The organism is Pseudomonas sp. MEJ086 (genome assembly GCF_030209025.1).
Lineage (GTDB): Bacteria > Pseudomonadota > Gammaproteobacteria > Pseudomonadales > Pseudomonadaceae > Aquipseudomonas > Aquipseudomonas fulva_A.
Genome location: NZ_JARVSV010000010.1, coordinates 18,379 through 42,637 on the forward strand (window position 1 = coordinate 18,379; position 24,259 = coordinate 42,637).

At 59.2% G+C, this 24,259-nt stretch carries 22 protein-coding genes, 1 tRNA gene and 2 pseudogenes; 20 read left to right on the forward strand and 5 right to left on the reverse strand.

The genetic code is table 11. The features are described from left to right. Nucleotides 1-15: 15 nt before the first annotated feature. From pheT to QRN22_RS08780, 6 genes are all read left to right on the forward strand, one after another. Nucleotides 16-2,394, forward strand: a complete 2,379-nt coding sequence (pheT, locus tag QRN22_RS08755; RefSeq protein WP_042552871.1) for a phenylalanine--tRNA ligase subunit beta — start codon at nt 16-18, stop codon at nt 2,392-2,394. Between the two features lie 3 nt (nt 2,395-2,397). Next, nucleotides 2,398-2,700 (forward strand): integration host factor subunit alpha, encoded by a 303-nt coding sequence (gene ihfA / locus QRN22_RS08760; RefSeq protein ID WP_013791841.1) that lies wholly within the window; start codon nt 2,398-2,400, stop codon nt 2,698-2,700. Beyond that, complete coding sequence (locus QRN22_RS08765; protein WP_042552872.1) at nt 2,681-3,037, forward strand: MerR family transcriptional regulator; 357 nt, start codon at nt 2,681-2,683, stop codon at nt 3,035-3,037. Before ihfA ends, QRN22_RS08765 begins: the two co-directional genes overlap by 20 nt. 90 nt (nt 3,038-3,127) lie before the next feature. Then, nucleotides 3,128-3,204: transfer RNA gene (locus tag QRN22_RS08770), tRNA-Pro, on the forward strand. Nucleotides 3,205-3,776: 572 nt separating this feature from the next. After that, nucleotides 3,777-4,856: a DNA cytosine methyltransferase gene (locus QRN22_RS08775; RefSeq protein WP_082045732.1), complete on the forward strand. Its 1,080-nt coding sequence runs from the start codon at nt 3,777-3,779 to the stop codon at nt 4,854-4,856. Between the two features lie 100 nt (nt 4,857-4,956). After that, nucleotides 4,957-5,874 (forward strand): HNH endonuclease, encoded by a 918-nt coding sequence (locus tag QRN22_RS08780; protein WP_042552873.1) that lies wholly within the window; start codon nt 4,957-4,959, stop codon nt 5,872-5,874. A 167-nt stretch (nt 5,875-6,041) separates the two neighbouring features. Here the strand turns inward: QRN22_RS08780 and QRN22_RS08785 are convergent. Beyond that, nucleotides 6,042-6,329, reverse strand: a pseudogene (locus QRN22_RS08785) (sigma factor); the annotation flags it as partial. Between the two features lie 646 nt (nt 6,330-6,975). Between QRN22_RS08785 and QRN22_RS08790 the strand changes: the two are divergent. The 3 genes and pseudogenes from QRN22_RS08790 to QRN22_RS26580 all read left to right on the forward strand — a co-directional run bounded on the left by QRN22_RS08790 (nt 6,976) and on the right by QRN22_RS26580 (nt 9,792). Next, a complete protein-coding gene (locus tag QRN22_RS08790; protein WP_042552875.1) occupies nt 6,976-7,698 on the forward strand; it encodes a hypothetical protein in 723 nt (240 codons plus the stop codon). A gap of 468 nt (nt 7,699-8,166) precedes the next feature. Continuing rightward, nucleotides 8,167-8,928 (forward strand): annotated as a pseudogene (locus QRN22_RS26575) (MCP four helix bundle domain-containing protein); the annotation flags it as partial. Between the two features lie 135 nt (nt 8,929-9,063). Continuing rightward, nucleotides 9,064-9,792: a methyl-accepting chemotaxis protein gene (locus QRN22_RS26580; protein WP_419761276.1), complete on the forward strand. Its 729-nt coding sequence runs from the start codon at nt 9,064-9,066 to the stop codon at nt 9,790-9,792. A 280-nt stretch (nt 9,793-10,072) separates the two neighbouring features. Here the strand turns inward: QRN22_RS26580 and QRN22_RS08800 are convergent, their stop codons facing one another. Further along, entirely contained in the window at nt 10,073-10,348 is a 276-nt protein-coding gene (locus QRN22_RS08800) for a hypothetical protein (protein WP_042552876.1), read from the reverse strand. A gap of 419 nt (nt 10,349-10,767) precedes the next feature. On the opposite strand from QRN22_RS08800, the gene QRN22_RS08805 reads away from it, so the two are divergent. Next, nucleotides 10,768-11,016: a hypothetical protein gene (locus tag QRN22_RS08805; RefSeq protein ID WP_156152669.1), complete on the forward strand. Its 249-nt coding sequence runs from the start codon at nt 10,768-10,770 to the stop codon at nt 11,014-11,016. 144 nt (nt 11,017-11,160) lie between these two features. Here QRN22_RS08805 and QRN22_RS08810 read toward each other — a convergent pair whose 3' ends face one another. Further along, nucleotides 11,161-11,424: a hypothetical protein gene (locus tag QRN22_RS08810; RefSeq protein ID WP_042552878.1), complete on the reverse strand. Its 264-nt coding sequence runs from the start codon at nt 11,422-11,424 to the stop codon at nt 11,161-11,163. Between the two features lie 158 nt (nt 11,425-11,582). Between QRN22_RS08810 and QRN22_RS08815 the strand changes: the two genes are divergently transcribed. Continuing rightward, the gene (locus tag QRN22_RS08815) at nt 11,583-11,828 is read left to right on the forward strand and encodes a hypothetical protein (protein WP_042552879.1); all 246 of its coding nucleotides are present in this window, start codon (nt 11,583-11,585) and stop codon (nt 11,826-11,828) included. A 15-nt stretch (nt 11,829-11,843) separates the two neighbouring features. Here QRN22_RS08815 and QRN22_RS08820 read toward each other — a convergent pair whose 3' ends face one another. Further along, nucleotides 11,844-12,758, reverse strand: coding sequence for an alpha/beta fold hydrolase (locus QRN22_RS08820; protein WP_042552880.1), 915 nt, complete (start codon nt 12,756-12,758; stop codon nt 11,844-11,846). Nucleotides 12,759-12,874: 116 nt separating this feature from the next. Here QRN22_RS08820 and QRN22_RS08825 point away from each other — a divergent pair, with 116 nt between their 5' ends. Beyond that, the gene (locus QRN22_RS08825; protein WP_042552881.1) at nt 12,875-13,810 is read left to right on the forward strand and encodes an AraC family transcriptional regulator; all 936 of its coding nucleotides are present in this window, start codon (nt 12,875-12,877) and stop codon (nt 13,808-13,810) included. Nucleotides 13,811-13,871: 61 nt separating this feature from the next. Here QRN22_RS08825 and QRN22_RS08830 read toward each other — a convergent pair whose 3' ends face one another. Beyond that, complete coding sequence (locus QRN22_RS08830; protein ID WP_042552882.1) at nt 13,872-14,900, reverse strand: LacI family DNA-binding transcriptional regulator; 1,029 nt, start codon at nt 14,898-14,900, stop codon at nt 13,872-13,874. A gap of 478 nt (nt 14,901-15,378) precedes the next feature. On the opposite strand from QRN22_RS08830, the gene QRN22_RS08835 reads away from it, so the two are divergent. From QRN22_RS08835 to QRN22_RS08870, 8 genes are all read left to right on the forward strand, one after another. Continuing rightward, on the forward strand, nt 15,379-17,034 hold the full coding sequence (locus tag QRN22_RS08835; RefSeq protein ID WP_042552883.1) for a choline dehydrogenase: 1,656 nt from the start codon (nt 15,379-15,381) through the stop codon (nt 17,032-17,034). 74 nt (nt 17,035-17,108) lie between these two features. Continuing rightward, on the forward strand, nt 17,109-17,861 hold the full coding sequence (locus tag QRN22_RS08840) for an SDR family oxidoreductase (protein ID WP_179537863.1): 753 nt from the start codon (nt 17,109-17,111) through the stop codon (nt 17,859-17,861). Nucleotides 17,862-17,871: 10 nt separating this feature from the next. Then, nucleotides 17,872-18,429: an NIPSNAP family protein gene (locus tag QRN22_RS08845; RefSeq protein ID WP_042553243.1), complete on the forward strand. Its 558-nt coding sequence runs from the start codon at nt 17,872-17,874 to the stop codon at nt 18,427-18,429. Nucleotides 18,430-18,494: 65 nt separating this feature from the next. After that, on the forward strand, nt 18,495-19,982 hold the full coding sequence (locus tag QRN22_RS08850) for an aldehyde dehydrogenase family protein (RefSeq protein ID WP_042553242.1): 1,488 nt from the start codon (nt 18,495-18,497) through the stop codon (nt 19,980-19,982). 72 nt (nt 19,983-20,054) lie between these two features. Beyond that, a complete protein-coding gene (locus QRN22_RS08855) occupies nt 20,055-21,089 on the forward strand; it encodes a proline racemase family protein (RefSeq protein WP_042553241.1) in 1,035 nt (344 codons plus the stop codon). Between the two features lie 157 nt (nt 21,090-21,246). Next, on the forward strand, nt 21,247-22,014 hold the full coding sequence (locus QRN22_RS08860) for an alpha/beta fold hydrolase (RefSeq protein WP_042553240.1): 768 nt from the start codon (nt 21,247-21,249) through the stop codon (nt 22,012-22,014). Continuing rightward, nucleotides 22,011-22,823, forward strand: a complete 813-nt coding sequence (locus tag QRN22_RS08865) for an aspartate dehydrogenase (protein ID WP_042553239.1) — start codon at nt 22,011-22,013, stop codon at nt 22,821-22,823. The genes QRN22_RS08860 and QRN22_RS08865 overlap by 4 nt, the downstream gene beginning before the upstream one ends. A gap of 188 nt (nt 22,824-23,011) precedes the next feature. Next, a complete protein-coding gene (locus QRN22_RS08870; protein WP_042553238.1) occupies nt 23,012-24,199 on the forward strand; it encodes an MFS transporter in 1,188 nt (395 codons plus the stop codon). The last annotated feature ends 60 nt before the right edge of the window (nt 24,200-24,259 follow it).

The window sequence follows — 24,259 nt, forward strand, 5'->3', positions numbered from 1 at the left end:
AGGAGAACAGACAGTATGAAATTCAGTGAACAGTGGCTGCGTGGCTGGGTAAGCCCGCAGGTTTCCCGTGACGAACTGGTCGCGCGCCTCTCCATGGCCGGCCTCGAAGTCGACAGTGTCAGCCCGGTGGCCGGCGCCTTCAGCGGCGTGATCGTGGGCGAGGTGCTGAGCACCGAGCAGCACCCGGACGCCGACAAATTGCGCGTGTGCCAGGTCAGCAACGGCAGCGAAACCTTCCAGGTCGTGTGCGGCGCGCCGAACGTGCGCCCCGGCCTGAAGATTCCGTTCGCCATGATCGGCGCCGAACTGCCCGGCGACTTCAAGATCAAGAAGGCCAAGCTGCGCGGCGTCGAGTCCAACGGCATGCTCTGCTCGGCGTCCGAGCTGCAGATCAGCGAAGACAACGACGGCCTGCTCGAGCTGCCGGCCGATGCGCCGGTTGGCCAGGACATCCGCGAGTACTTCGAACTCAACGACGTCAGCATCGAAGTCGACCTCACTCCCAACCGCGGTGACTGCCTGTCGCTGGCCGGTCTGGCCCGTGAAGTCGGCGCCCTGTACGACGTGCCGGTAACCCGCCCGCAGGTCGCTGCGGTTGCCCCGGCTCTCGACGACGTGCGCCCGGTCGAGGTGCTCGCCACCCAGGCCTGCCCGCGTTACCTGGGCCGCGTGGTGCGCAACGTCGACCTGTCCAAGCCGACCCCGCGCTGGATGGTCGAGCGCCTGCGCCGCGCCGACGTGCGCAGCATCGACGCCGCCGTCGACATCACCAACTACGTGATGCTCGAGCTCGGCCAGCCGATGCACGCCTTCGACCTCGACGTGATCCGGGGCGGCATTCGTGTGCGCATGGCCGAAGAGGGCGAGAAACTGGTACTGCTCGACGGCCAGGAAGTCACCCTGCGTGCCGACACCCTGGTCATCGCCGACCATGAGCGCGCCCTGGCCATCGCCGGCGTGATGGGCGGTGTGCACAGCGGCGTCAGCGACAGCACCCGCGACCTGTTCCTCGAAAGCGCCTTCTTCGACACCATCGCCGTCGCTGGCAAGGCCCGTTCCTACGGCCTGCACACCGACTCCTCGCACCGCTTCGAGCGCGGCGTGGACTGGCAACTGGCTCGCGAAGCCATGGAGCGCGCCACCTCGCTGCTGCTGGAGATCGTCGGCGGCGAAGCCGGCCCGATCATCGAAGCGGTCGCCGAGGCGCAACTGCCGGCCATCGCACCGATCAGCCTGCGTGCCGAGCGCGTCGAGCAGATGCTCGGCCTCAAGCTCGACGACGACCTGATCGTCAAACTGCTCTCCGCACTGGGCCTGGGTATCGAAGCCCAAGGGGCAGGGCAGTGGCAGGTCAAGGTACCGAGCCACCGCTTCGACATCAGCCTGGAAGTCGACCTGATCGAAGAACTGGCCCGCCTGTATGGCTACAACCGCCTGCCGGTCCGCTACCCGCAAGCGCGCCTGGCGCCGCAGACCAAGGCCGAAGCCGTGGCTGACCTGCCGGTGCTGCGCCGCCTGCTGGTGGCCCGCGGGTACCAGGAAGCGATCACCTACAGCTTCATCGATCCCAAGCTGTTCGAACTGTTCAGCCCGGGCGTGCAGCCGCTGACCCTGGCCAACCCGATCTCCGCCGACATGGCCGCCATGCGCGCCTCGCTGTGGCCGGGCCTGGTCAAAGCCGTGGAGCACAACCTCAACCGTCAGCAGTCGCGCGTGCGCCTGTTCGAAAGCGGCCTGCGCTTCGTCGGCCAGCTGGACGAACTCAAGCAAGAGCCAATGCTCGCTGGCGTGATCACCGGCAGCCGCCTGCCGGAGAGCTGGGCCCATGGCCGTGACAGCGTGGACTTCTTCGATGCCAAGGCAGACGTCGAAGCCCTGCTGGCTGCAGCTGGCGACATTGGCAGCTTCGCCTTCGTGCCGGGCGAGCACAGTGCCCTGCATCCGGGCCAGACCGCACGCATTGAGCGGGAAGGGCGCCTGGTCGGCTACGTGGGTGCCATCCACCCGGAACTGGCCAAGACCCTCGGCCTCGATCAGCCGCTGTTCCTGTTCGAGCTGGTGCTGAGTGAAATCACCCAGGGCCGCATGCCGGCATTCAAGGAACTGTCGCGCTTCCCCGAAGTGCGCCGCGACCTCGCCTTGCTGGTCGACCGCGACGTGCCGGCCCAGCATTTGCTGGCCGATATCCGTGCCCAGGCAGGGGAATGGCTCACCGACCTAAGGTTGTTTGATGTTTATCACGGTAAAGGTATTGATCCGCTTAGAAAAAGCCTCGCCGTTGGCTTGACCTGGCAGCATCCATCGCGCACTCTAAATGACGATGAGGTGAGTACCGCAACCCAGAACATCCTCACCTCCCTGGAACAAAGGTTCAACGCCACGTTAAGGAACTAGCGTATGGGGGCACTGACGAAAGCTGAGATGGCCGAACGTCTGTACGATGAACTGGGCCTGAACAAGCGAGAAGCCAAGGAACTGGTGGAGCTCTTCTTCGAAGAAATCCGCCAGGCCCTGGAACTCAATGAGCAGGTGAAACTCTCAGGCTTCGGTAACTTCGATCTGCGCGATAAGCGTCAGCGCCCCGGTCGTAATCCAAAAACAGGGGAGGAAATCCCTATCACGGCCCGCCGTGTAGTGACTTTCCGCCCCGGCCAGAAGCTCAAAGCCAGGGTCGAAGCATATGCTGGAACCAAGTCATAACGACGAATTACCTGTCATACCCGGCAAACGGTATTTCACGATCGGCGAGGTCAGTGAACTCTGTGCGGTGAAACCGCACGTGCTTCGTTACTGGGAGCAGGAGTTTCCGCAGCTGAACCCGGTGAAGCGTCGCGGCAACCGTCGGTATTACCAGCGCCAGGATGTGCTGATGATCCGCCAGATCCGCGCCTTGCTGTACGACCAGGGCTTCACCATCGGTGGCGCACGCCTGCGCCTGACCGGCGAAGAAGCCAAGGACGACACCACCCAGTACAAGCAGCTCATCAAGCAGATGATCGCCGAGCTGGAAGATGTCCTCCTCGTACTGCGCAAATGATTTTCTGAAGAAAAACCTTCCGTAATTCAGATGCTTAGTATATAGTTCCTCCCGCTTTCGGCTAACGCCAAAGGCACCAGCAACACCCGTCGGGGCGTAGCGCAGCCCGGTAGCGCACTTGCATGGGGTGCAAGGGGTCGAGTGTTCGAATCACTCCGTCCCGACCAATAAATACCCTAGAAATCCAGTCATCGTGAGGTGACTGGATTTTTTTATTTAAGGGGTGAGCAAGGCTCTAGCAAATCCCGCGCATCACAGCCTCGCAGGCAGAATCAGTAGATAGCCTAATCAGACTATTAGTTAGCGTCTGGCTAAAATTGGAAGCATTACGTATAGATGATAATGATTCTAATTGCCGGGTTGGTGAGTTCGGCTAATATGCGCGCAATTTTGAATGCCTGGTGGGAGTGCTGATAAGGCCTATTTTAGAGGGCTCCCGATGCTCTGGTCCGAGGGATTTGCTCAGAAATGTCAATTTATTTGGACTGTAGTTCAGATGTGTGTGGAGCATTTCTTGATGATTTTGCTGTATGTTTGTACAGTTATTGCGTTGGTGAGCGTCATGCAGGTTTGGAATGAGTCAGAGCCCTTAGAGGTTTAGAGGGCGAAAGTTCCCGCGGAGTCGCTGATTTACTGGCGTTCGAGGCCAACGGAGGCGAGCTGAAAATGCAGGATGGTCTTGCTTTGGATGCTTGCTTTATACTGACCTTATGAGAGTATTTTCAGAATGAAAACCCCTATGCCACAAGAAAAACTCCGTTTAATTGATCTTTTTTCTGGTGCCGGTGGCATGACGCTTGGTTTCACGGATGATCGATTTTGTGGCGGATTCCAGTGTGTCCTTTCCGTTGACAATGATGCAGCTGCTATGGAAACGCACAAGCTAGCTTATGCCGCTCCTGGGGTGGTTGGGAATATAGAGAGTTGGTTGCTCACAAATCCTAATATTCCGCAGGCAGATGTCGTGATTGGGGGCCCGCCGTGCCAGGGGTTCAGTCTCCTAAATAGAAAAAGAACCGGGGATGAACGTCGAGCTCTTTGGGAACCTTACATGGATGTGGTTCAAAAGTGTGGTGCTAGAATTTTTGTTATGGAGAATGTGCCTGAGCTCTTGCGGTCGGATGAGTTTTTAGATATCCGGTCTCGCGTTGATGCTATGGGATTTAATATTATTCACGAAGTTGTAAATACTGCAGATTATGGTGTCGCTCAAACTAGGAAGCGTGCAATTATAATCGGATGGAAAAAAGAGCTAGTTGAGTCCCCCGTTATTCCTGAAAGAACACACTCTAAACTAGGGGGAGAGCTGCCTCTTTGGAAAACAGTGAGGGAGGTTATCGCTGACCTACCTCGGCCGGAAGGTGTTGAAATTAGAAGTTGTCCTGCGCCATTAAATCTTCATTTTGGTCGTACCCCGACAGCAAAAAGTTTTGCTCGATACAAAGCTGTTCCTCCTGGTGGTAATCGTTTCGATCTCCAAAGAAATGCACCTGAAATAACTCCCGCTTGCTGGATCCGTAAAACTTCGGGCGGCACAGATCTTTTTGGCAGGCTTTGGTGGGACAGACCGAGTGTTACTATCAGGACTGAGTTTTTTAAACCTGAGAAGGGACGTTACCTTCACCCTGAGCAGCATCGCCCTATTACTCATCGCGAGGCAGCCCGCATAATGGGCTTTCCTGATGACTTTCCGTTTCAGGGTACAAAAATTGAAATTGCACGTCAGATAGGTAATGCTGTCCCACCCCTTCTAGCTGGCGCAATTGCAAAAGTTGTGTTGAAGGTATTGAAGTCTAAATTAAAAAATAAAGCTGCATGAGGAGCTTTTTTAATAATTTATAATTGTTGTTTTTTGATAATTTCTCCAGCGTTATGCTGGAGTTTTTTATTTAAAAGAAAGTGATCGGTGTGGTGGTATAATGGTCCAGCGCGATTCGGAACAACTGCGACAGCATCTGCTCAAGTTGATTGATGGTTTCGGTCTTGAATTGAGTCAGGGCGATCTGCGTGAAAAGGTAGTTGCATTAGTTCCTGCATTTCGTACCTTGCGCGATTTGGGGTGTTCATTAGTCCCTGTAGAGAACTCCGATTCCGCACGCGATAGAATAATAACCTATCTAAAAAAATACCCGCGAACATTGATTAGTGGCGATGAGTTAATGGTTGTGTCTGGTATCGGGGAGTGGGCCAGGAGAGTCAGGGAGCTTAGAGTTGAATATGGTTGGAATGTTATTACAGGGATTACTGCAAGAGAGATGTTTCTGGCTGGTGATCTAGAGTTAAAGAATAATTCTTTCGGAAAGAATGACTATGTTCTTCTGGCTGAAAAGCAGGATCGTGAAGCTGCTTTTCGCTGGAACAGTGCGAATTCAATTCGTACGAAGAAAGGTGGTGCAAGAGAAAAGATGCTCGAGTTCTTGAAGCTCAATGAAGGGCGGGCTGTGACTGGAGAGGAACTTCGTTACGTTGCCAATGACACTACCGAATGGGCTCGTAGAGTCAGAGAGCTGCGTACTGAAGAAGGCTGGTCAGTAGTGACTCGTACAACAGGTCGTCCGGATTTACCTATTGGGGTGTATATGCTTGAGGACCTGCATCAGACGCCCCATCATGATAGAAAAATATCTGATAGAGACAGGGCTATTGTGCTTGCGAGAGACGAATATACCTGTACGGTTTGTAAATGGAATCAGAGTAAATGGCATAAGTCTGACCCTCGCCATTTGGAACTTCATCACGTCCATCACCATGCGAAGGGTGGTGATAACTCGGTTGATAATTTGATCACGCTGTGTACTTCTTGTCATGTTGAAATCCATAAAAGAGAGCGGTCTTAGTAGTGGTGTTTTAATCTAGATGGTTTGTTATTTGCTCTTGTGTATTAAATTGCTCTTGGCTTTCTATGGCTTTGTATTTTGAAGTGATGCGCTATTTGGTTATTTTAGTATATGAGTCCTTGATAAGTAATTTTCCGAGTTTTTAACTGAGCGGAGGTTTGCCAGCAGGGGTGGGTTGAATCGCCTTCAGGGCGTGCCGCGAGCGCCTCAAGGTAGGCCCGCTCAATTGCCAGGCGATGCCAGCGGTTGATCAGCAAACCATTGGCGATTGCGGCAGGAAACGCCACAGGCTGTCGCAACTCACGCACTTCCCGCTGCGTGTGCAGGGCGCGTATGAACGTGTCGTGTGCCAGATCCTCGGCATCAGCGCTTCACCCCAGGCGACGCTGCAACCAGCCGTGCAACCAGCGTTGATGGCTGATGTAGAGTTGTTCGAAGGGGGAGACCATCGTCATGCGTGTCAGTATCATTGGATGGCAATGATAATTCTTACCATTCTGGTGTCGTGGTATTACGCTCGTACAGTGCTTGCAAAATACATTTTTGGTATTTGACACTTTTGCCATCGTTGGAGCCTGCCCTAGGTGCTATCTTGACGATCAGACAGCACTTATCGACAACGATTGGCGTTAAAGCCAAATTAGACCGTGGTCGTTCGGACTGTCGCAGTCTCACGATGGTGCCGATCCGCTTCAACTATTGAGCCTGATTTATTCGATTGGGCTTCAGGGTGTGTATACGCTACTTCCTGTGCTAACAACAATGTGTCGCCCAAACCTCTGAGCAATCGCAAGTGTGCTGACGAGGCGTGATGGTTCACGACGACGGATTACTATGTTGTAGAAGGTTCCTTGTCACCTCGCCAAGTGCATCCGCAGCATTGCATAGCGTACAGAACTTAATGCTTGGAGGCGTGCCTCTGAAATTGAGTCATGCCTCATTTGAATATCGATAAAACGTGCCGCTGGAATTTTTAAATCAGATAAGCGAATTAATTTGTGCATTGCCCTTAGCCTGGTTTCCCAAACCTAGGCTGGCCTCCATTAGGGTATTGGGGGCACTTGGGCCAACTTAAACCAATACTCTTTAAATGGACGATCTATGAAATCTTCGCTGAAGGTTGCTTTGTGGATAGGGTTTTGCGTCTTGGCCGGATGTAGTGCAACGGGCATTTCCGACGTTGAGATGGCGGGGTTGACGTCGCCTGCTGGTGCGATCGTTCCCGTGACAACACCAAGGCCAGTGAAGACGATGCAAATTTATGGTGGGCAAGCTGGTGGGAGTCAAGAAAGTGAAGTGTGGTCGCTTACTTCCAAGCAGATCCGGGAGCGCCTGACGACTACCGATGTGATTGTCAGCATTGAGCAGTATGACAACAAGGGCTCATTCAGGTATCTGGGAGCTGAGTCGAGCGCGGGAAAGGGGCGCTACAAGGTTATCTTTGACTACGGTGCTTCCAGGATCGAAAACGTGGATGCGGGCGGCAATCGATCTGTTACAGGTCGTATCGGAGTCGGCTTCAGGATAACTGCAGAGCTCAACACCAAGGCGAGCAACCTGGATTTGAGTGGGTTGATGCCGATAGCTTTCGCGGTTCAGAACAACAAAGCTTTTGGAAAGATTCACTTCCAAGCCTATGGCATGAGCCATGACAAGCTGCCGCTGGTAGTTCCGCACAGTGGAGCTATCGACTCTTCGTCCATTCAGAAAGCTTTGGAAGCGGTAGGTGCAGTGAAGACGCTTATAGGTCTGGATGAGACGAAGCTTGAGCCTTACCTCATTGGAATCGTTGAGAATCCAACTTTACAGGTACCCGGTTACTGAGATCATCAGGATAAAAATCACTGGTAGGGTGCTTTCATGGTGCTCTGCCGATGTCCGTTACCGGATATCGCTGCTGGAGGCTGAGTCTGGTCAGAGGAGAGGGGCTGCGAGGGGCAGGCAAAGGCTACTAGAGTCTTCCGGCTATAAGATTGACAGAGGGCGAGTTCGGCAGCGCAAAGCACGGATCGCTGGCCGGTTACCTTGAGTCGGAATTGGCGAAGCAGCCCTTCAAGTTCCTACAGCGGGGGTCGATAGCCAGTAGTGCCTTTTCAAAAGTCGACCAGTGCCGTCCATGACGCGGGTAAGACGCAGCCGACACCGCCAGAGAAAAGTGGTACACGCGCCATCCGGTGCAAGGACGCTTCTTTAGCTCATGCGTGAAAACGCAGAGCTTCTATTTTAGGACCTATGGCTTTCAGGCTGGAGCAGGTGCTCCGGCAAGCCGCCGTCCTTCTCGAGATATCCCCCATGTTCGCTAACCTGACCATTCGTATCCGTTTGGCCCTGCTCGTAATCGCCCCCCTTTTGGTCCTCATGGCGGTCATTTTTATCGCCTCGATCAACGCACAACGCATAAATGATAGCTTGGGACACCTTTTCCTCGACAGAATGAAGCCCATCAGCCAGCTGAAGATTGTGTCGGACAGCTATGCCGTCAGCATGGTCGATACCCTTCACAAGTACCGCGCCGGTTTAACCGACGGGGTGCGCTTGAATCAGGAGTTCAATACGGCGCTGCTGCGCGGCAACAAGGCTTGGGAGGAGTACCGGGCCACTCAGCTGACAGATAGAGAGAGAACGATGGTCAGCGAGGTGGATGGTGCGCTGATGCACGTACGTGATGTTTCTCAGGCGTTCATCCGAGCCGTCAACGATGGCACCTTACGGACAATGGAAAGTCAGCGTTTCAATACCACTCTTTATGAGGCCTTCGACCCACTAGGAGCCAAGCTTTCCAGCTTGATTGATCTGCAACTGAGTGAGGGCCAGGCGCTCTATGTCGCTTCTGATTTGCAGTACCAGGCAGTGGTAAAAACATTCCTGGTGATCGGAGCCGCATCGTTGGTAGGCCTACTGATCGCGGCGGTGCTAATAAGCCTCTCCATCATTCGCCCACTGTCAGGGCTGCGCAGCGTTATTACAACGGTCCAGCAGACTTCGAACCTCACCCTGCGCGCCAATGGAGTTGGTCGAGATGAGGTGGCTGAAACTGCCCGTGCTTTCAACTCCCTGATCGAGCATCAGCGGGCTTTGATTCTTGATCTTTCTGCAACGGCGACACAGCTCTCCGGTGCTTCCGAGGAAATGAGCGCGATCAGCGCCCAGGTTAGCCAAACTGCAACGCTTCAGGGAGACCAAACACATATGGTTGCTGCCGCTGTGCATGAGATGAGCATGGCGGTCCAAGAGGTGGCTAGTAACGCACTCTCTACTGCAAACAGCGCATCTAATGCTAACCGACAGGCCCAAGAAGGCGGTGTGTTGGTGCAGGCGAGTGTTGAGTCTGTACAAGGGGTCTCGGTATCTGTGGCTCAGGCTGGCGAGGTAATCGATAGCCTGCATGCGCAAAGTGGTGAAATCAGCAAAGTGCTGGGTGTGATTCAGAGCATTGCGGCGCAGACCAACTTGCTGGCCCTCAATGCTGCGATTGAAGCTGCGCGGGCCGGCGAAGCGGGGCGCGGCTTTGCGGTCGTAGCGGATGAAGTCCGTGGTTTGGCGAGTAATACCCACACTGCGACCGAGTCGATCAGGAGCATGATTGATGCGCTTCAAAGCGGAGCTCGTGCCGCGGTGGCTGTAATGCAGGAGTCGCGCGAACACGTCCAGCACTGTGTGCAGCGGGCCAGCGATGCGGGTGACGCCCTGATTTCCATCACTAGCGCGGTTGAGGGAATTGCTTCCGGTAACGAGCAGATATCAACCGCAACAGAAGAGCAGACCTCAGTCGCCAACGAGATCAGCAAAAACGTTAATCAGCTCAACAGCAGCATCGCCGAGGTGGTCAACGGCGCCCAGCAAAGTCTCATCGCCAGCCGCGAACTGGCACAGATGGCAAGCCGTCTGCACCAACAGACCCAGCAGTTCGTGGTGTAGTTAGGACTAAGCGTGGCTGCGCGATTGTCGGCCACGCTGCGGTGCACCGGCGCTGCTTGGCGTTCTTCTACCCAGCGAATATCAGCAGCCGCCGGGGCGCTGCACCGCTGTTCTTGGTCATAGAAAGCATCCGGCTGCATTATTTTCGTTGGGCTCAGAAGATCCGAGCCGGGTTCACCGGCTCAGATTTTTCATCGTAGTACCGTTAAAGGTTGCATGTTTGCCATTGTGATTTCGACGAGCATTGCTCTCGTTAGTCGGGAGTTACCGTGTTGGACTTTTAATTATGTATTTCCCCTCCCGGATCCTCACAAAGCGCCCTTCGATACAACACCACCATCTCTTCAACCAAATCCTTGGCAAACAGCGCGGCCACATGTATCTGCATGCTGTCCTGGGGCTCGTCTTTCTTTTTGATGACCTCGTCGAAAAGGTCGCATACCAAACTGGCACGCAATTCTGCCTCACCCTGCAAGTCGACGGCTGGGAACGGTTTCTGAGGGATAGGGCTTTGCCGTTTGGGGAAGCGGATTACACGGCAGTGCAGGTTAGTCATGGTGCACCTCCTGGCTGGAGGTGGCCGAGCCTGCGGAAAGGGCAGGGTGGTGCTCTGGCGTAAAAGCTGGATAGCGCATTTTCCTTATGCTCCTCGAACTTATTAAGGAGCCGCCACCGCCGTTGTCACGCGGTTATGGTGACGGACCGTACGGGGGTGACAAACCGGCGTCCGAGGGAACCGGCCAGGCCGAAGCCTGCCCCGTACGGACCGCCATAGAAATGCAGTAGCACGGTAATGGATACCGGCTAGGCAATTTGGACGCACCGCGTCTCGAACATTCAGGTTGTCACACCCGGCCACGGGATAGACCGTGACGGACGCACTCTAGCTCGCGGGTTTTGTGATGGCAACCATAGAGGCGTGCCTTGCGCGTCTGTAACGTTCGCTGTGGGAATTTTTCACTAAGGAGTATGGATGTGAGGCGGGCTTTGTTCGTGGTCGGCGGCCTTCTCGTTGCGCTGGCTGTCGAGTTCTGTCTGTACATCGCTTTCGGGTTGCGTGCAGTCAGCTTCGGCTGCCGAAGAATCAGTGCGGATTGCTATATTCCAGCGGCTCAGTTCTCTAAGGATATGCAGGCGCTTGCGGTGATGATGTTTCTGGGCACTGCAATGCTTTTGCTGTTTTATCTGCTTTATTGCGGGCTGAGGCTGCTGCTCAAGAAGTAGCTTTTCACCGGATTCCCCGAGGCCCCGCGGTTGGCTCTGGCTCTACTGGCAAGGTCATGTGCGCCAACTCTTCGCAGGTAGTGGCTCCCAGCATCACGCTGAGGCAAGGCGAAAGCCCGCAGCCGGGCTCCCGCCAGCAACCATCTACAAATCCTTCTTCAGTTCCTTGTCGATGTGTTTATCGGCCTTGTGGTGTTCCTTGCTGTCGTGGTCGATGCCTTTGTCGATTTCTTCATCACTGTGGTGCACGCCTTTTTCGAGTTCCTTGGCGTCGTGTTCGACGCCTTTGTCGAGGTCTCGATTGTCTTCGCGGATGCTTTTCTCGGCGGGGCTCTCCGCCACGGCGGCGGGTATCAGCGTGGCGGACAGGAATAGAGCGGCAGTCAGGCTAAGGGCAAGATGGCGCATAGGGATTCTCCATTTCGCTATGTTCAGCCCCTCATGGGCTGTTCATGTTGAAATCTAGTCAGAGAATCGGACGGGTCCTACGCACTTTGTCGGAATCTCGTGCTGGTGTTCAGGAATGTGCTGGCTAAACTCGAGAAAACCCCGAGAAGGAACTCGATATGACTGCCTTCGTTTCGCCCCCAATTCCCCTCTCCGACATCGCTCGGGATATCGACCTCGACCTGAGCCTGGTCGAGGCCTGGGTGGCGCAGGCCCAACCCTTCTCGGATGGCAGCGGCTATACCGTGCAGTTCAGCCACGAAACGCCAGCCAGGGTCCTGGCGCTGCTGCCGGGTATCGACAAGGCTGGCCGGCTGGTTGTGGCATACGAGGACTCGGTCGTGCGTCAGCGGCGGCAGGTTTAGCTCCGCTATCACTCCTCACTGCTTGCCTGCAGCAGCTGCTTTCACGAAGTTCACCAGGTCCTGGTTGAAACGCGCGGCCTCTTCCAGGAAGGGGGCGTGGCCTGATCCTGCGTAGAGCTTCGATTGCGCCTTGGGGTTGAGGGCCTTGGCGCGATCGATGCTCGGTTGCACTTCAACGAGCTGGTCCTTGGCGCCGTACAACAGCAACAGCGGTACCTGCGCCTTGGGTAGGCCTTCGGTAGCGGCGGAGGTCATCGTGGGAATGCTGCGGGTCATCGGCCAGGACGCCATGGCGGCGTTGGTCAGCAGCAGCTCCATGGTCGCAGCGTCGGGCTGGGTGTGGAAGCACAGGCGCAGAAAGGTGCGCAGCGCATCGAGGTGGGTCTTCAGGTCATCGGAGGCCAGGCCAGCATACACCTCGGGGTGTGGGGTGATCAGTTTCTCGTTGAGCTCGATCACCGCGTTGACGTACACGGCGCCGCCGATCTTCGTGTCGCCGTAAGCGGCCAGGTAGTCGGACATCACCAGTCCGCCCAGGGACCAGCCCACCAGCACCGGCCGCTTGGCGCCGGTCGCCTCGAGCACGGCGGCCAGGTCATCGGCGTAGCGGCGCCCGTCGGCATAGGCGGCAGCATCATCGGGTTTGCCCGAGAGGCCGTGGCCGCGCATGTCGTAAGTGATCAGCCGGTAGCCTTGCAGGTCGGGGCTGCTGGTCTGCTGTTCCCAGTTCAGGCGGCTGCCCAGCAGGCCATGGATGAACACGATGGCTGGGCCGTCCGGGTTGCCGGTCTCCTGCACGGCGAGTTTCAGGCCGTCGGGGGCGGTGACGCTGTAGTGCTTTTCTGCAGCCATGGCCGAGGGCGACAGGGCGGCCAGCAGCAGGGCAAGCCAGATGCCGCGCAGGGTGCGGGTGAAAGGGGAGTGGCGCATGGGAGGCTCCTTATCGGCGAAGTGGATGGATTGAAGTCTAGGTCGGTGACCTGGGACGAGCTATGGCATAGAGTGCGGATCTGTTGATCCATCGTCCTGATCTGCGAGGAGCCCCGATGAGTGCCAGTGACCTGATCAGCGAACTACTGCTGGGCATGCGTCTGTGTGGCGTGCAGTTTCGCAGGATGGAAGTGCCACGCCCGCTGGGAGTCGGCTTCAGCAACGAAGTGGGTCGGGCACAGTTCCAGTTCGTCGGTCGCGGCCCGGTATGGCTGCGCAGCCCGGCTGGCGAACTGCACCGGCTCGACAGCGGCGATGCGGTGCTGATTCCCCGCGGCGGCCAACATGCGGTGCTGTCCAGGCCAGACACGCTGAGCCGCGATATACGCACCTTCGACCCGGCTGTGCCGGCCGATGACCAGCCCTGGGAGTCGGCGGAGGCTGACCAGGCGGCAGTCATCTTCAGTTGCTGCATGACGTTAGAGTTGGGTGGTATGCAGCCTCTGGTCGAGGCCATGCCGGAGGTGATGCGGGTCGACACCATCCTGCACAGCTCGCCGGAGATTCGTCCGTTACTCGATGCCATGGAGCGTGAATCCCTGGTGCTGCTGGCCGGGCATGCGGGCATTCTTGCGCGCCTGGCGGAAGTGATCGCGGCGCTGATCGTGCGCGGCTGGGTGGCCAAAGGCTGTGGGGTGGCCACCGGCTGGATCGGCGCGATGCAGGACCCACGGCTGAGCAAGGCTCTGGTGATGATGCACAGGCACCCGGGGCGCCCGTGGACGGTGGCCTCGCTGGCCAGCGAAGCCGGGCAGTCGCGCTCGGTGTTCGCGCAACGCTTTCTACGCGCGACCGGCGTTTCGCCGCTGCGCTACCTGACGGACCTGCGCATGCGCCTGGCCCAGCAGAGCCTCAGTCATGACCACCAGGCCGTCGAAGCCGTAGCCGAGCAACTCGGCTACGGCTCACTGGCCGCTTTCAGCCGCGCCTTCAAGCGCTCGGTCGGTGTGCCGCCCGGCGCGGTGCGGGCTGGCTGGCGGGATGGTGGGTAGGTGAGGGCGGCTGTTTGACTGCTACTAACCGCCCTCGATGCCGCAGTGCCTTTGTAGCCGCTCAGATCCTGTCGCTGGACTGGCGAATCATCATCTGCGTGCTGAGCAGCGCCGGTTTGATCTCGGTGCCGTTTTTCAGGTTGGCGATCAGCGCTTCGGCGCTGAGCAGCCCCATCTCCGTTGCTGGAATCGACAGTGTGGTCAGCGGCGGATCGAGGTAGTCGGCGAATTCCAGGTTGTCGTAACCGGTCACGGAGAGCTGCCGTGGCACGTCGATGCCGAGCTTCTTGCAGGCCGAGAGCACGCCGAAGGCGATCACGTCGCTGTTGCAGACGATGGCCGTTATCTCGGGGTGCTCGAGGCGGATACGGCGCAGCGTCTGTTCGCCGAAGGCGATGGTGTAGCCATCGGTGCTTTCGTAGATGGCGTGGCTGCAGCTATCCGGGTGGTTGGCCAGGGTGTCGATGAACGCCCGTTGGCGGGCCTCCTGGCGATCGTTGCCTTTCATGGGGCCGGTTAGCATCGCCATGTGCCGATGACCAAGGCCGAGCAGGTAGTCGGTCAGTTGCCGGGTGGACTGGTAGTTGTCGAAGCCGATGAAGGGGAAGGCGCGGTCATCGAAATAGGAGTAGGTGCAGATGACCGGCATCCGGTGTTCCTGCAGGTATTTGGTCAGCGCCGGGTCGCGGATGTCACCGACCACCAGCAGCGCTTCGGCACCGCGCTCGACCAGCAGCTTCACTTTTTCGTAGATGGCGCCGGAGTCGAAGCCGCAACTGAGCACGTAAACCACATAGCCGTACTCGGCGAGCTTGTCCTGGAAGCTCTTCACCATGGTGGCGTAAATCGAGTGGTCCAGGGTGGGGATGATGGCGCCGATGACGTTGGTTTTGCGCAGGCGTAGCGCCTTGGCCGCCGAGTTGGGCGTGTAGCCCATGCGGGCGGCGACTTTCAGGACCTTTTCCCGCACGTCGTCGCGTACGTGATGGGGCAGGTTGAAGCTGCGCGAAACGGTGGCAACGGAGACGCCTGCAGCCTTGGCGACATCCGTGACGTTGCATCGGGTCTGGTTGTTCTTGGCGATGCTCACACGTGCTCCTCTGGTGTCGTGGTGCAGTTGCTGCGTGCGCAGGATTCTGCGGGATTCAATGGGGTGCTGCATCAAAAAACTGCCCGCGTTCGTGCCGCAGGGGCTCGCCCGCTCTGGGCAGAGAGGCGCGTGCAGGGAGACGATCAATCGCTTGCTTCGCGGTATGGGCCAAAGCCCTACGGTTTGCCTGTGAATGATTGTAATCGTTTTCAGTGCACTGTTACCGCTTTTCGCATCGGCTTGGTGCGGTAACAGGTTGCGCGGTGCCAGACGCTGATCCGCCCGATCACGCCAAGCCGCATGAACACTGAGTCGGCAACGCAATTGGCTGGCAATGGCGCGCTTTATGCTTGGGCACTTGTACGTCGAAGCGCAGATTGATTGGGAGCTTGGCCCGGTAGGGTGTGGGTTTCCAAATTTTGCTTCTCTGGTTTGTAAACGATTACAGTGTTTTCCAGCTTTCAATTCGGGTGGACTCATGCGTGACATCAACGGCCGATCTACAGCAAGTACGTACGACTACATCGTCATCGGTTCCGGCTCTGCCGGCAGTGTGCTGGCCGCACGCCTGGCCGAGGACCGGCAGCACTCGGTACTGATGCTGGAGGCCGGCCCGAGCGACAGGAGCCTGTATATCCAGATGCCGGCGGCGCTGGGTTTTCCGCTGATGAATGACCGTTTCAACTGGTACATCCATTCCGAGCCCGAAAAGGAGCTGGGGGATCGCAGCATCTACGAGGCGCGTGGCCGGGTGCTGGGCGGTTCGTCATCGATCAATGGCATGAACTGGGTGCGTGGCAACCCCTGGGATTACGATAACTGGGGCGCCCTTGGGCTGGCCGGCTGGAGTTATGCCGAATGCCTGCCGTACTTCCGCAAGGCGGAGACCTTCGACAAGGGCGGCAACGACTATCGCGGGGTTGGCGGCCCGATGCACATCGAGACGTGCAAGGCGGATAACCCGCTCTATCGCGCCTTCCTGAAGGCGGGCGAGCAGGCCGGTTATGCGCGGGCCGATGACCACAACGGCTACCGCCAGGAGGGTGTGCACATCACCCAGCGCAACGTTCACAAGGGCATTCGCTGGAGCACCTCCCGGGCCTATATCCACCCTAATCGCCATCTCGGCAATCTGCACGTGTGCGACAAGGCTCTTGTCACCCGGATCGAGTTCGAAGGAACGCGGGCGATGCGCGTCCACCTGCTACGCGACGGCGAGCCTCAGGTGATTGGCGTGAGCCGGGAGGTGGTGCTCTGCGCAGGTGCCATTCATTCGCCCCATCTGCTGATGCTCTCCGGGATCGGTGACCGAGAGCATCTGGCCGAGTTCGGCATCGACTGCGTGGCGCATTTGCCAGCCGTGGGGCAGGGCATGAAGGATCACGTTGCTGCGCCCGTGCAATACCGCGCCACGCAGAACGTCTCGATTGCCAAGCAACTGACGGCCCTGGGCAAGCTCAAGCTGGGCTTCATGTGGCGGTTCTTCAAGAAGGGATTGGGAGCCACCAACTTCTTCGAAGTGGGTGCGTTCATCCGCACCCGTGATGACATTCAGGTGCCGAACGTGCAGTTCGAGTTCATCCCGATGCTGGGCGAGTTCCAGCACGGCAGCGTGAAGCTGGAGAACGGCTTCCAGTATTTCTTCAGCCTGATGCGCCCGACCAGCACCGGCCGCGTCTGGCTGGGGTCGGCCGATCCTCGGGACGCACCGCGGTTCGTCTTCAACTTCCTGTCCACTCCAGAGGACCAGCAGGATGCCATCGCGGCCGTGAGGGCGATTCGCAATGTGGTCGCGCAGCCGGCCTGGGATCCCTACCGCGGCGAAGAGGTCACGCCCGGGCCTGCGGTGCAGACCGATGAGCAGATTCTCGAAGCCCTGCGCGGCCTGGCGGGAACCAACTATCACCCGTGCTGCACCTGCCGCATGGGCGTGGACGAGAACAGCGTGGTCGATGCCCGTGGTCGGGTTCATGGCATCGAGAACCTGCGGGTGGTCGACGCTTCGATCATGCCGGAGATCGTCAGCGGCAACCTCAACGCGCCGATCATCATGATGGCCGAGAAGATCGCCGACGACATTCGTGGCCGCAGCCCACTGGCTGGATCCAGCGCGCCGTACTACGTGCCGGAATGATTTCTCGCCGACCGGCTCCGGCGGGTTGGCGGCCCAGGCGCATGCGCCGTCCTTTTGCACTCAGGAAATGCATCATGAAACTGCACGAGAAAGTCGCCCTTATCACCGGTGCTGGCGCCGGCATCGGTGAGGCTACCGCCAGACTCTTCGCCCGCGAAGGGGCCAAGGTGGTGGTGGCTGACCGCAATATCGAACTGGCCCGCCGTGTGGCTGCCGACATCGGCCCCCAGGCTTTCGCCGTCGAGGTGGACGTGGCCGTGGCCGGTCAGGTCGAGGCCATGGTCGCTGCCAGCGTCGGCAAGTTCGGCGGGCTGGACATTCTGGTCAACAACGCCGGCTTCGGCACGCTGGGCAGCGTTGTCACCCTCGAAGAGGAGACCTGGGATCAGGTCGTCGACGTCAACCTGAAGGGCGTATTCCTCTGTTCCAAATACGCGATTCCCGAGATCGTTCGGCGCGGTGGTGGGGCTGTGGTGAACCTGGCCTCGACCATCTCGGTGGTCGGCATCAAGGATCGTGCAGCCTACGTGGCGGCCAAGGGCGGAGTGGCGGCGCTGACGCGAGCCATGGCACTGGATCACGCCCTCGAGGGTGTGCGGGTGAACAGCGTTGCACCCGGTGTGATCGCCTCCAGCTACTACGACAAGATCTTCGAATCGGTGCCCGATCCGGTGGCTTTCAAGAAGGGGCTGGAAGCTCGCTCGCCGCTCAACAAGATGGGCGAACCGGTGGATATCGCCAACATGATCCTGTTCCTGGCCAGCAACGACTCCACCTTCGCCACCGGTGCGATGTTCACCGTCGACGGCGGCTACACCGCCTGGTGAGGATGCCGGAATGATCGATGAACTGCGCGAGTACCAATTCACCGAGCAGGCCTGGGAGCGCTACTGGCAACTGTTCCAGACGTGCTGCCTGCCGATTCGCGGCAATGACTACGGGGCGCTGCTGGGTATGTGGCAGGAGCAGGTGGACAATTGCATCTACTTCAGCCACTTGTGGCGCTATCAGTCATTCGATGAGCGAACGCGGTTGCGGGCCGAACTGGGCAAGGTGAAGGCCTGGCGCGAGGCGTTCCTGCCGCAGGCCGCTCCTCTGGTCAGCAGGCAGTTCCTGCAATTGCTCAACCCGCGTTCGGAAGTCGAGCTGTGCAAGGCGCGCTTTGTGCATTCTTACCGCTGTGCCACGGGTACTGCATCGGCCGTGATCGACCGCATCCACCGTAGCGTCGATGCCTCGGGACAGCCCTGCTGTGGCGTATGGACCACCGAGTTCAGCGACCCCAATCAGGTGCTGGTGATGACGGCTGGTGCACAGACACCGCTGTCGACGCTGGAGGCTGCAGTCAGTATCGAGAGCCGCCGCATCGAGCCACTGATGGCCCGCTGCAGCTAGCCCCTTGCGGTGCAATGTTTAATCTCGAATGTAAACGTATACATACCCTTTTCAGGAGAAACAGCATGTCCACCAGAACCTATGACCACTGGATCGATGGGCGCGAGTACGCACCTTCCAGCCGGCAGCACATCGAGCGCCATTCTCCGGCGCATGGTGGCCTGCTGGCGCGCTTCGCCGAGGGAAGTGCCCAGGATGTCGACATTGCCGTCGAGCGGGCCAAGGCGCTGCACGTCAGCAGCGCCTGGTCCTCGCTACCGGGGTCAGAACGCGCGAAGTTGCTGAGCCGGCTTGCCGATCTGATCGAGCGAGATGCCGAACGCCTGGCAGAAATCGAGGCCGAAGAGGTGGGCAAGCCGATCATCTATGCTAGGGGAGAGGTGTCGTGGGCTGCCGAGCTGACCCGGTTTGCCGCGTCCCTCGCGTGGCAGATCAAGGGCGAGGCCTTTACCCATCTCGGCGACGACAGACTGGGCCTGGTCACCCGCGAGGCGCGGGGCGTGGTCGGCCTGATCGTGCCGTGGAACTTCCCCCTGGTGTGCCTGTTCCAGAAGCTGCCCTACGCACTGGCTGCCGGTTGCCCGGTAGTGATCAAGCCCTCCGAGTTGACCTCCGGTAGCGCACTGGAGGTCGCCCGGCTGGCGGCCGAGGCTGGTTTTCCGGCCGGGCTGATCAATATCGTCACCGGTCGTGGCGAGGTGGTGGGCGAGCGCCTGACGCGCCACCCCGATGTGTCGATGATCTCCTTTACCGGTTCGACCCGGGTTGGCAAGCAGATCGCTGCCAGCGCCGCTGGCGACCTTACCCGGGTAGCGCTGGAGCTGGGTGGCAAGGCCGCCAACGTGGTGTTCGCCGATGCCGATCTTGAGGCCGCGCTGGACGGTGTGCTGTTCGGGGTAATCCTCAATCAGGGCGAGGAGTGCGTGGCGGGAACGCGGCTGCTGATCGAAGAATCGGTGGCCGACGAGTTCGTCGCCAGGCTGGTGGAGCGTGCCTCGCGGGTCGTGGTGGGGCTGCCTCTGGACGACCAGACCCAGATCGGTGCGCTGATTCACGAGCAGCATCTGCACAGCGTGCTGGGTTATATCGAGGTGGGCAGGCAGGAGGGCGCGCGGCTGCTGTGTGGCGGTGAGCGCCTGACTCAGGGCAGCCTGGGCAAAGGCTACTTCGTGGGGCCGACGATCTTTACCGAGGTGCGACCGGAGCACCGTATCTTCCGCGAGGAGATCTTCGGCCCGGTATTGACGGTCACCCGTTTCAAGACGGTCGACGAAGCCATCGAACTGGCCAACGATACGCTCTATGGCCTGGGTAATGGCCTCTGGACCAAGGATCTGGACAAGGCGCTCGCGGTATCGCAGAAACTGCAAAGCGGCACCGTATACGTGAATACCTACCTGGAGAGCGCACCGCAGTTGCCATTCGGTGGCTTCAAGCAGAGTGGCTACGGGCGTGAGAACGGTGTCGACGGCTTGCACGAGTTCCTCGAGGTGAAGGCGACCTTCATCAAGACCGGGCCGCGCACGCCTGTTCTGCCCAATACCCTTGGCTGATGCAGCCGACCCTCGGCACCGCCGTTGCGGCGCCGAGGGATCAGGCACCACTCCCTGAACGAAGGTCTGGTTATGAACTTCAAGCGAATGATCAATGTGGTCAGTGCCCATGCGGCTGGTGAGCGCAATGACGTGATCACCGGCGGCGTACTGGACGTCCCCGGGCAGACCATCTTCGACAAGATGAAGTACCTGGAGACCCAGGGTGACGACCTGCGCAAGCTGCTGCTGCAGGAGCCTCGCGGCAGCGTCACCCAGTGCGTCAACCTGGTATTGCCGTCCGCGCATCCCGAGGCGGATGTGGGGTTCGTCATCATGGAATCCGAGTTCTACCCGCCGATGTCGGGCACCAATACGATCTGTACGGTGACCGTGCTGCTCGAGACCGGCATGCTCCCCATGGCCGAGCCGGTCACGCGCCTGACCCTCGAGGCTCCTGGCGGGCTGGTGCGTGTCGAAGCGGCGTGCCGCAATGGCAAGTGCACCAGCGTGACGTTCTCCAACGTGCCGTGTTTCGTCTTCGCGCTGGACCGCTTCATCGAGGTACCGGGCATTGGCTCGCTGAAGGTCGACGTGTCCTACGGCGGGATGATCTACGTGCTGGCCGATGCCCAGGCCCTGGGCTTTGCCATCACCCCGGACGAGGCCGCCGATATGGTCAGTGTCGGTGAAGTCATCAAGGCCGCTGCCGCCGAGCAGGTGCCTGCGGTGCATCCGGAAAACCCCCAGATCCACACCATCAACCAGACGCTGTTCGCTGGCCCGCTACGGGACGATCCATTGGGCAAGCGTTCGCGCAATGGCGTCATCGTTTCTCCAGGGCGGCTGGATCGCTCACCCTGCGGCACCGGGACCAGCGCCCGGTTGGCGGTGATGCATGCTCGCGGGCAGATTGGCATGGGCGAGAAGTTCGTCCACGAATCCATTCTGGGTACCGAGTTCGTGGGCGAGATCGTCGAGACCATGAGTATCGGGGGCCGCCCGTGCATCCGCCCGACCATTTCCGGGCAGGCCTGGCTGACGGGGTTTCATCAGTACGTGCTCGATCCCAGCGATCCGTTCCCCACCGGCTACACCCTCAGCGATACCTGGCGCAGGAGCGGCTGACGCCCGTCCCGCAGCAGAGACGCTCGAAGACAATCCGCCAGCGGGTTGTCCGTCTGGATTTGTAAACGATTACGGGCTTGCGGCTGGCAACCCGAGGCATGAGGAGCATGCAGATGTGCAAAGCAATTCGCGCTGCTCGGAAAGGGAGTAGAGCGCCATGAGCGCAGCGATCAACATCGTGGAAAAGGGGCAGGGCGATGCTGTCGTGCTGATTTCCGGCCTGGGTGGGCTGGCGTCCTTCTGGGAGCCCAGCGTGGCGGCGCTGAGCCAGTCCTGGCGAGTGATCACCTTCGATCATCCCGGCGTCGGTGGCAGCGAGATCGACGGCTTGCCGAACATCCCCGGTATCGTCGCCGCCGCGCTCAGGGTGTTCGACGAACTGGAGCTCGACCGGGCGCACGTGGTGGGGCATTCCACCGGCTCGCTGGTCGCCCAGGCGCTGGCACTCGACCATGGGCCGCGGGTTCGCAGCCTGGTGCTGAGCAGTGGCTGGGCGCGTCCGGACAAGCGCTTCGAGGACTTCTTCGCCTACCGCAAGTATGTGCTGGCCTGGTTGGGAGGTACCGCCTACAACGCGCTGACGCGCTTCGCCGGCTATCCCTCGGCCTGGTACGGCGAGCAGTTCGCCATCGACGGCGCCGTGAACTTCGACGAACCGTCACCTCTGGATGTCGGCATGACCCAGGCGCGCATGGACATGTTGCTGGGGTACAGCCGCCGCGACGAACTGGGGGCCGTCCAGGCGCCCACCCTGGTAGTCGGTGCACCTGACGATTACATCATTCCTTTCCATCACAGCGAGGAGCTGGCCAGCCTGATCCCCAGGGCCAGGCTGCTGGCGCTCAACGGTGGCCACTTCGCGCCGCTCACTCGCACTGACCTGTACACGGCGATCTTGGCCGAATTCTGGGAGTCCTTAGCATGAGTGAACCAACAATCAGGCGAGTCGGCATCATCGGCCTGGGAGCAATCGGCAGGCGCGTGCTCGAAGCCCTGCAGACCCAGCACCTGCCATCGGCCTCCTATGCGGTCGTGGATCGCATGCAGCACCCCGAGGCTTTCACCGGGTCTCGTCACCTGACGCTGTTCAGTGACGTTCGGTCGCTCATCGACTGGCAACCCGATCTGGTCATCGAGTGTGCTGGCCATGGCGCGGTCGTGGATGCCGTTCCGGCCTGCCTGCGGGCGGGTATCGATGTGGTGATCGCCTCCATCGGAGCGCTGGCCGACAGGGCCCTCAGGGAAGATCTGGAGCAGGCTGCCAATGCCGGCAAGGCACGCCTGATTCTGGTCTCGGGGGCGATTGGCGGGCTCGATGCCATACGTTCGGCCCGTGCGGCTGGGCTGGACGAAGTCATCTACATCGGTCGCAAACCACCTCAGGCCTGGGGCGGAACGCCTGCCGACGATGTATTCGACCTGGCCAGCATCGACGAACCGACCACCATCTTTCGCGGTTCGGCCGCCCAGGCGTCGGTGCTGTTCCCGAAGAACGCCAACGTGACCGCCGCGGTGGCGCTCTCCGGCGTCGGTTTCGAGCTGACTCAGGTCCAGTTGATCGCCGACCCTGGCGTGCACAAGAACGTCCATGAGGTTCAGGCACGAGGCGCCTTTGGCGAACTGTCGATCCGCCTGATCAACAACCCCTTGCCGGACAACGTCAAGACATCCTGGCTGGCTGCGCTGAGCATCGAAGAGGCGGTCGCCAAGCAGTTGCAGGCGCTGGTGTTCTGATGGCCGGGCGGCTTGGCGCAGGAGCCGGATGGGGAAGGGGCGGGCACTGCGTGGGCCGCGCCATGACGATTTTGAATACGTTGATTTGTAATCGATTACGGGCTTTAGTCTGACTACGGCCTGGAATGCCAACCCTGGGTGCTCACCTGGCACCCAGTCACGCAACCAATGTTCAGCGAGATCCAGCCATGAGCATCGTCAGTGATCTGAAATATTCACGTTACGCAACGACATCGATCTTTTTCGTCAATGGCCTGGTGTTGGGGATATGGGCCACCAACATTCCGGCCATCAGCAGGGCGCTCGGTCTGAGCGATGGGCAGCTGGGGGCCGCCCTGAGCATGTTCGCGGCCGGTACCATGCTGATGATCTTCCTGGCTGGCAGCGTCGCCAACAAGCTGGGCAGCCGTGCGTCGATAGTCATCGGCGGGATATTGCTGTCGATCTCTTTGCCACTGCTGGTGATATCACCGTCCTACGAGGTGTTCTTCGTCATTCTGCTGTTCTTCGGGATGTGCAACAGCGTCATCGACATTTCGATGAATACCCATGCCTCGATCATCGAGGAGAAGCTGAACAAGCCACTGATGTCCTGGTTCCATGCCGCGTTCAGTTTCGGTGGCATGGCTGGCGCCGGGTTGGTGTCGGTACTGGATGCCTATGCACTGAGCGCGCTGACCAATCTGGGCGTGGCCGCAGTGCTGATGCTGCTGACCACCCTGCTGTGTGCCAGGCCGCTGCGTCACCTGCGTCCGACTCTGGCCACGGTTGCCGAGAAGAAGAAGGTGGTGATCAGGCCCAACGGCACCCTGTTGATCATCGCGATGCTGACGGTCATGTCGCTTTTCACCGAGAACTCGATGATCAACTGGAGCGCCAAGTACCTCACCGACGTGGCCAGCACCAGCACCGGTATCGCTGCATTCGCTTTCGGTGGCTTCAGCTTCGCCATGGCGATCGGGCGCCTGATCGGCAACCCGCTGATTCGCCGTTATGGCCGTGATTGGGTGCTGGTCTGTTCGGGGCTGCTGGGCGTTGCCGGCTTCGCCCTGGCCATCAGCGCACCTGCGCCGCTGACCGCCATCGTCGGCTTCATGCTGGTCGGCCTCGGGCTGGCCAACATGACACCGATTCTCTACAGCAAGGCTGCTCAGGCTTACCCGCAGGCGCCCAGCTTGGGGCTGGCGCTGAACGGCACCATTGGCTATCTGGGCTTTCTGATCTGCCCGCCAATCATCGGCGCTACGTCGGATCACATCGGCCTGCAGTTCAGCATGTCGCTGCCGCTGTTGGCCATGTTCATCGTCAGTCTGGTCGCCTGGAAAGGGCAACTGGAAGTGCGCCAGCGAGCGACCACGAGTCCGCTCGCTGACTGACCGTCATGGCCGTGAAAGCCCTGCCGAGCAATTGGCGTGCAGCGCTTCACGGCCCTTTGC

Bases quoted from the DNA above. Each gene is read 5' to 3' on its own strand.
- QRN22_RS08845 (WP_042553243.1), top strand. From the start codon at position 17,872: ATGATCGATGAACTGCGCGAGTACCAATTCACCGAGCAGGCCTGGGAG.
- QRN22_RS08855 (WP_042553241.1), top strand. From the start codon at position 20,055: ATGAACTTCAAGCGAATGATCAATGTGGTCAGTGCCCATGCGGCTGGT.
- QRN22_RS08765 (WP_042552872.1), top strand. From the start codon at position 2,681: ATGCTGGAACCAAGTCATAACGACGAATTACCTGTCATACCCGGCAAA.
- QRN22_RS08850 (WP_042553242.1), top strand. From the start codon at position 18,495: ATGTCCACCAGAACCTATGACCACTGGATCGATGGGCGCGAGTACGCA.
- QRN22_RS08800 (WP_042552876.1), bottom strand. From the start codon at position 10,348: ATGACTAACCTGCACTGCCGTGTAATCCGCTTCCCCAAACGGCAAAGC.
- QRN22_RS08860 (WP_042553240.1), top strand. From the start codon at position 21,247: ATGAGCGCAGCGATCAACATCGTGGAAAAGGGGCAGGGCGATGCTGTC.
- QRN22_RS08835 (WP_042552883.1), top strand. From the start codon at position 15,379: ATGCGTGACATCAACGGCCGATCTACAGCAAGTACGTACGACTACATC.
- QRN22_RS08820 (WP_042552880.1), bottom strand. From the start codon at position 12,758: ATGCGCCACTCCCCTTTCACCCGCACCCTGCGCGGCATCTGGCTTGCC.
- QRN22_RS26580 (WP_419761276.1), top strand. From the start codon at position 9,064: ATGGTTGCTGCCGCTGTGCATGAGATGAGCATGGCGGTCCAAGAGGTG.
- QRN22_RS08865 (WP_042553239.1), top strand. From the start codon at position 22,011: ATGAGTGAACCAACAATCAGGCGAGTCGGCATCATCGGCCTGGGAGCA.
- QRN22_RS08825 (WP_042552881.1), top strand. From the start codon at position 12,875: ATGAGTGCCAGTGACCTGATCAGCGAACTACTGCTGGGCATGCGTCTG.
- ihfA (WP_013791841.1), top strand. From the start codon at position 2,398: ATGGGGGCACTGACGAAAGCTGAGATGGCCGAACGTCTGTACGATGAA.
- QRN22_RS08780 (WP_042552873.1), top strand. From the start codon at position 4,957: ATGGTCCAGCGCGATTCGGAACAACTGCGACAGCATCTGCTCAAGTTG.
- QRN22_RS08870 (WP_042553238.1), top strand. From the start codon at position 23,012: ATGAGCATCGTCAGTGATCTGAAATATTCACGTTACGCAACGACATCG.
- QRN22_RS08775 (WP_082045732.1), top strand. From the start codon at position 3,777: ATGCCACAAGAAAAACTCCGTTTAATTGATCTTTTTTCTGGTGCCGGT.
- QRN22_RS08790 (WP_042552875.1), top strand. From the start codon at position 6,976: ATGAAATCTTCGCTGAAGGTTGCTTTGTGGATAGGGTTTTGCGTCTTG.
- QRN22_RS08840 (WP_179537863.1), top strand. From the start codon at position 17,109: ATGAAACTGCACGAGAAAGTCGCCCTTATCACCGGTGCTGGCGCCGGC.
- QRN22_RS08810 (WP_042552878.1), bottom strand. From the start codon at position 11,424: ATGCGCCATCTTGCCCTTAGCCTGACTGCCGCTCTATTCCTGTCCGCC.
- QRN22_RS08815 (WP_042552879.1), top strand. From the start codon at position 11,583: ATGACTGCCTTCGTTTCGCCCCCAATTCCCCTCTCCGACATCGCTCGG.
- pheT (WP_042552871.1), top strand. From the start codon at position 16: ATGAAATTCAGTGAACAGTGGCTGCGTGGCTGGGTAAGCCCGCAGGTT.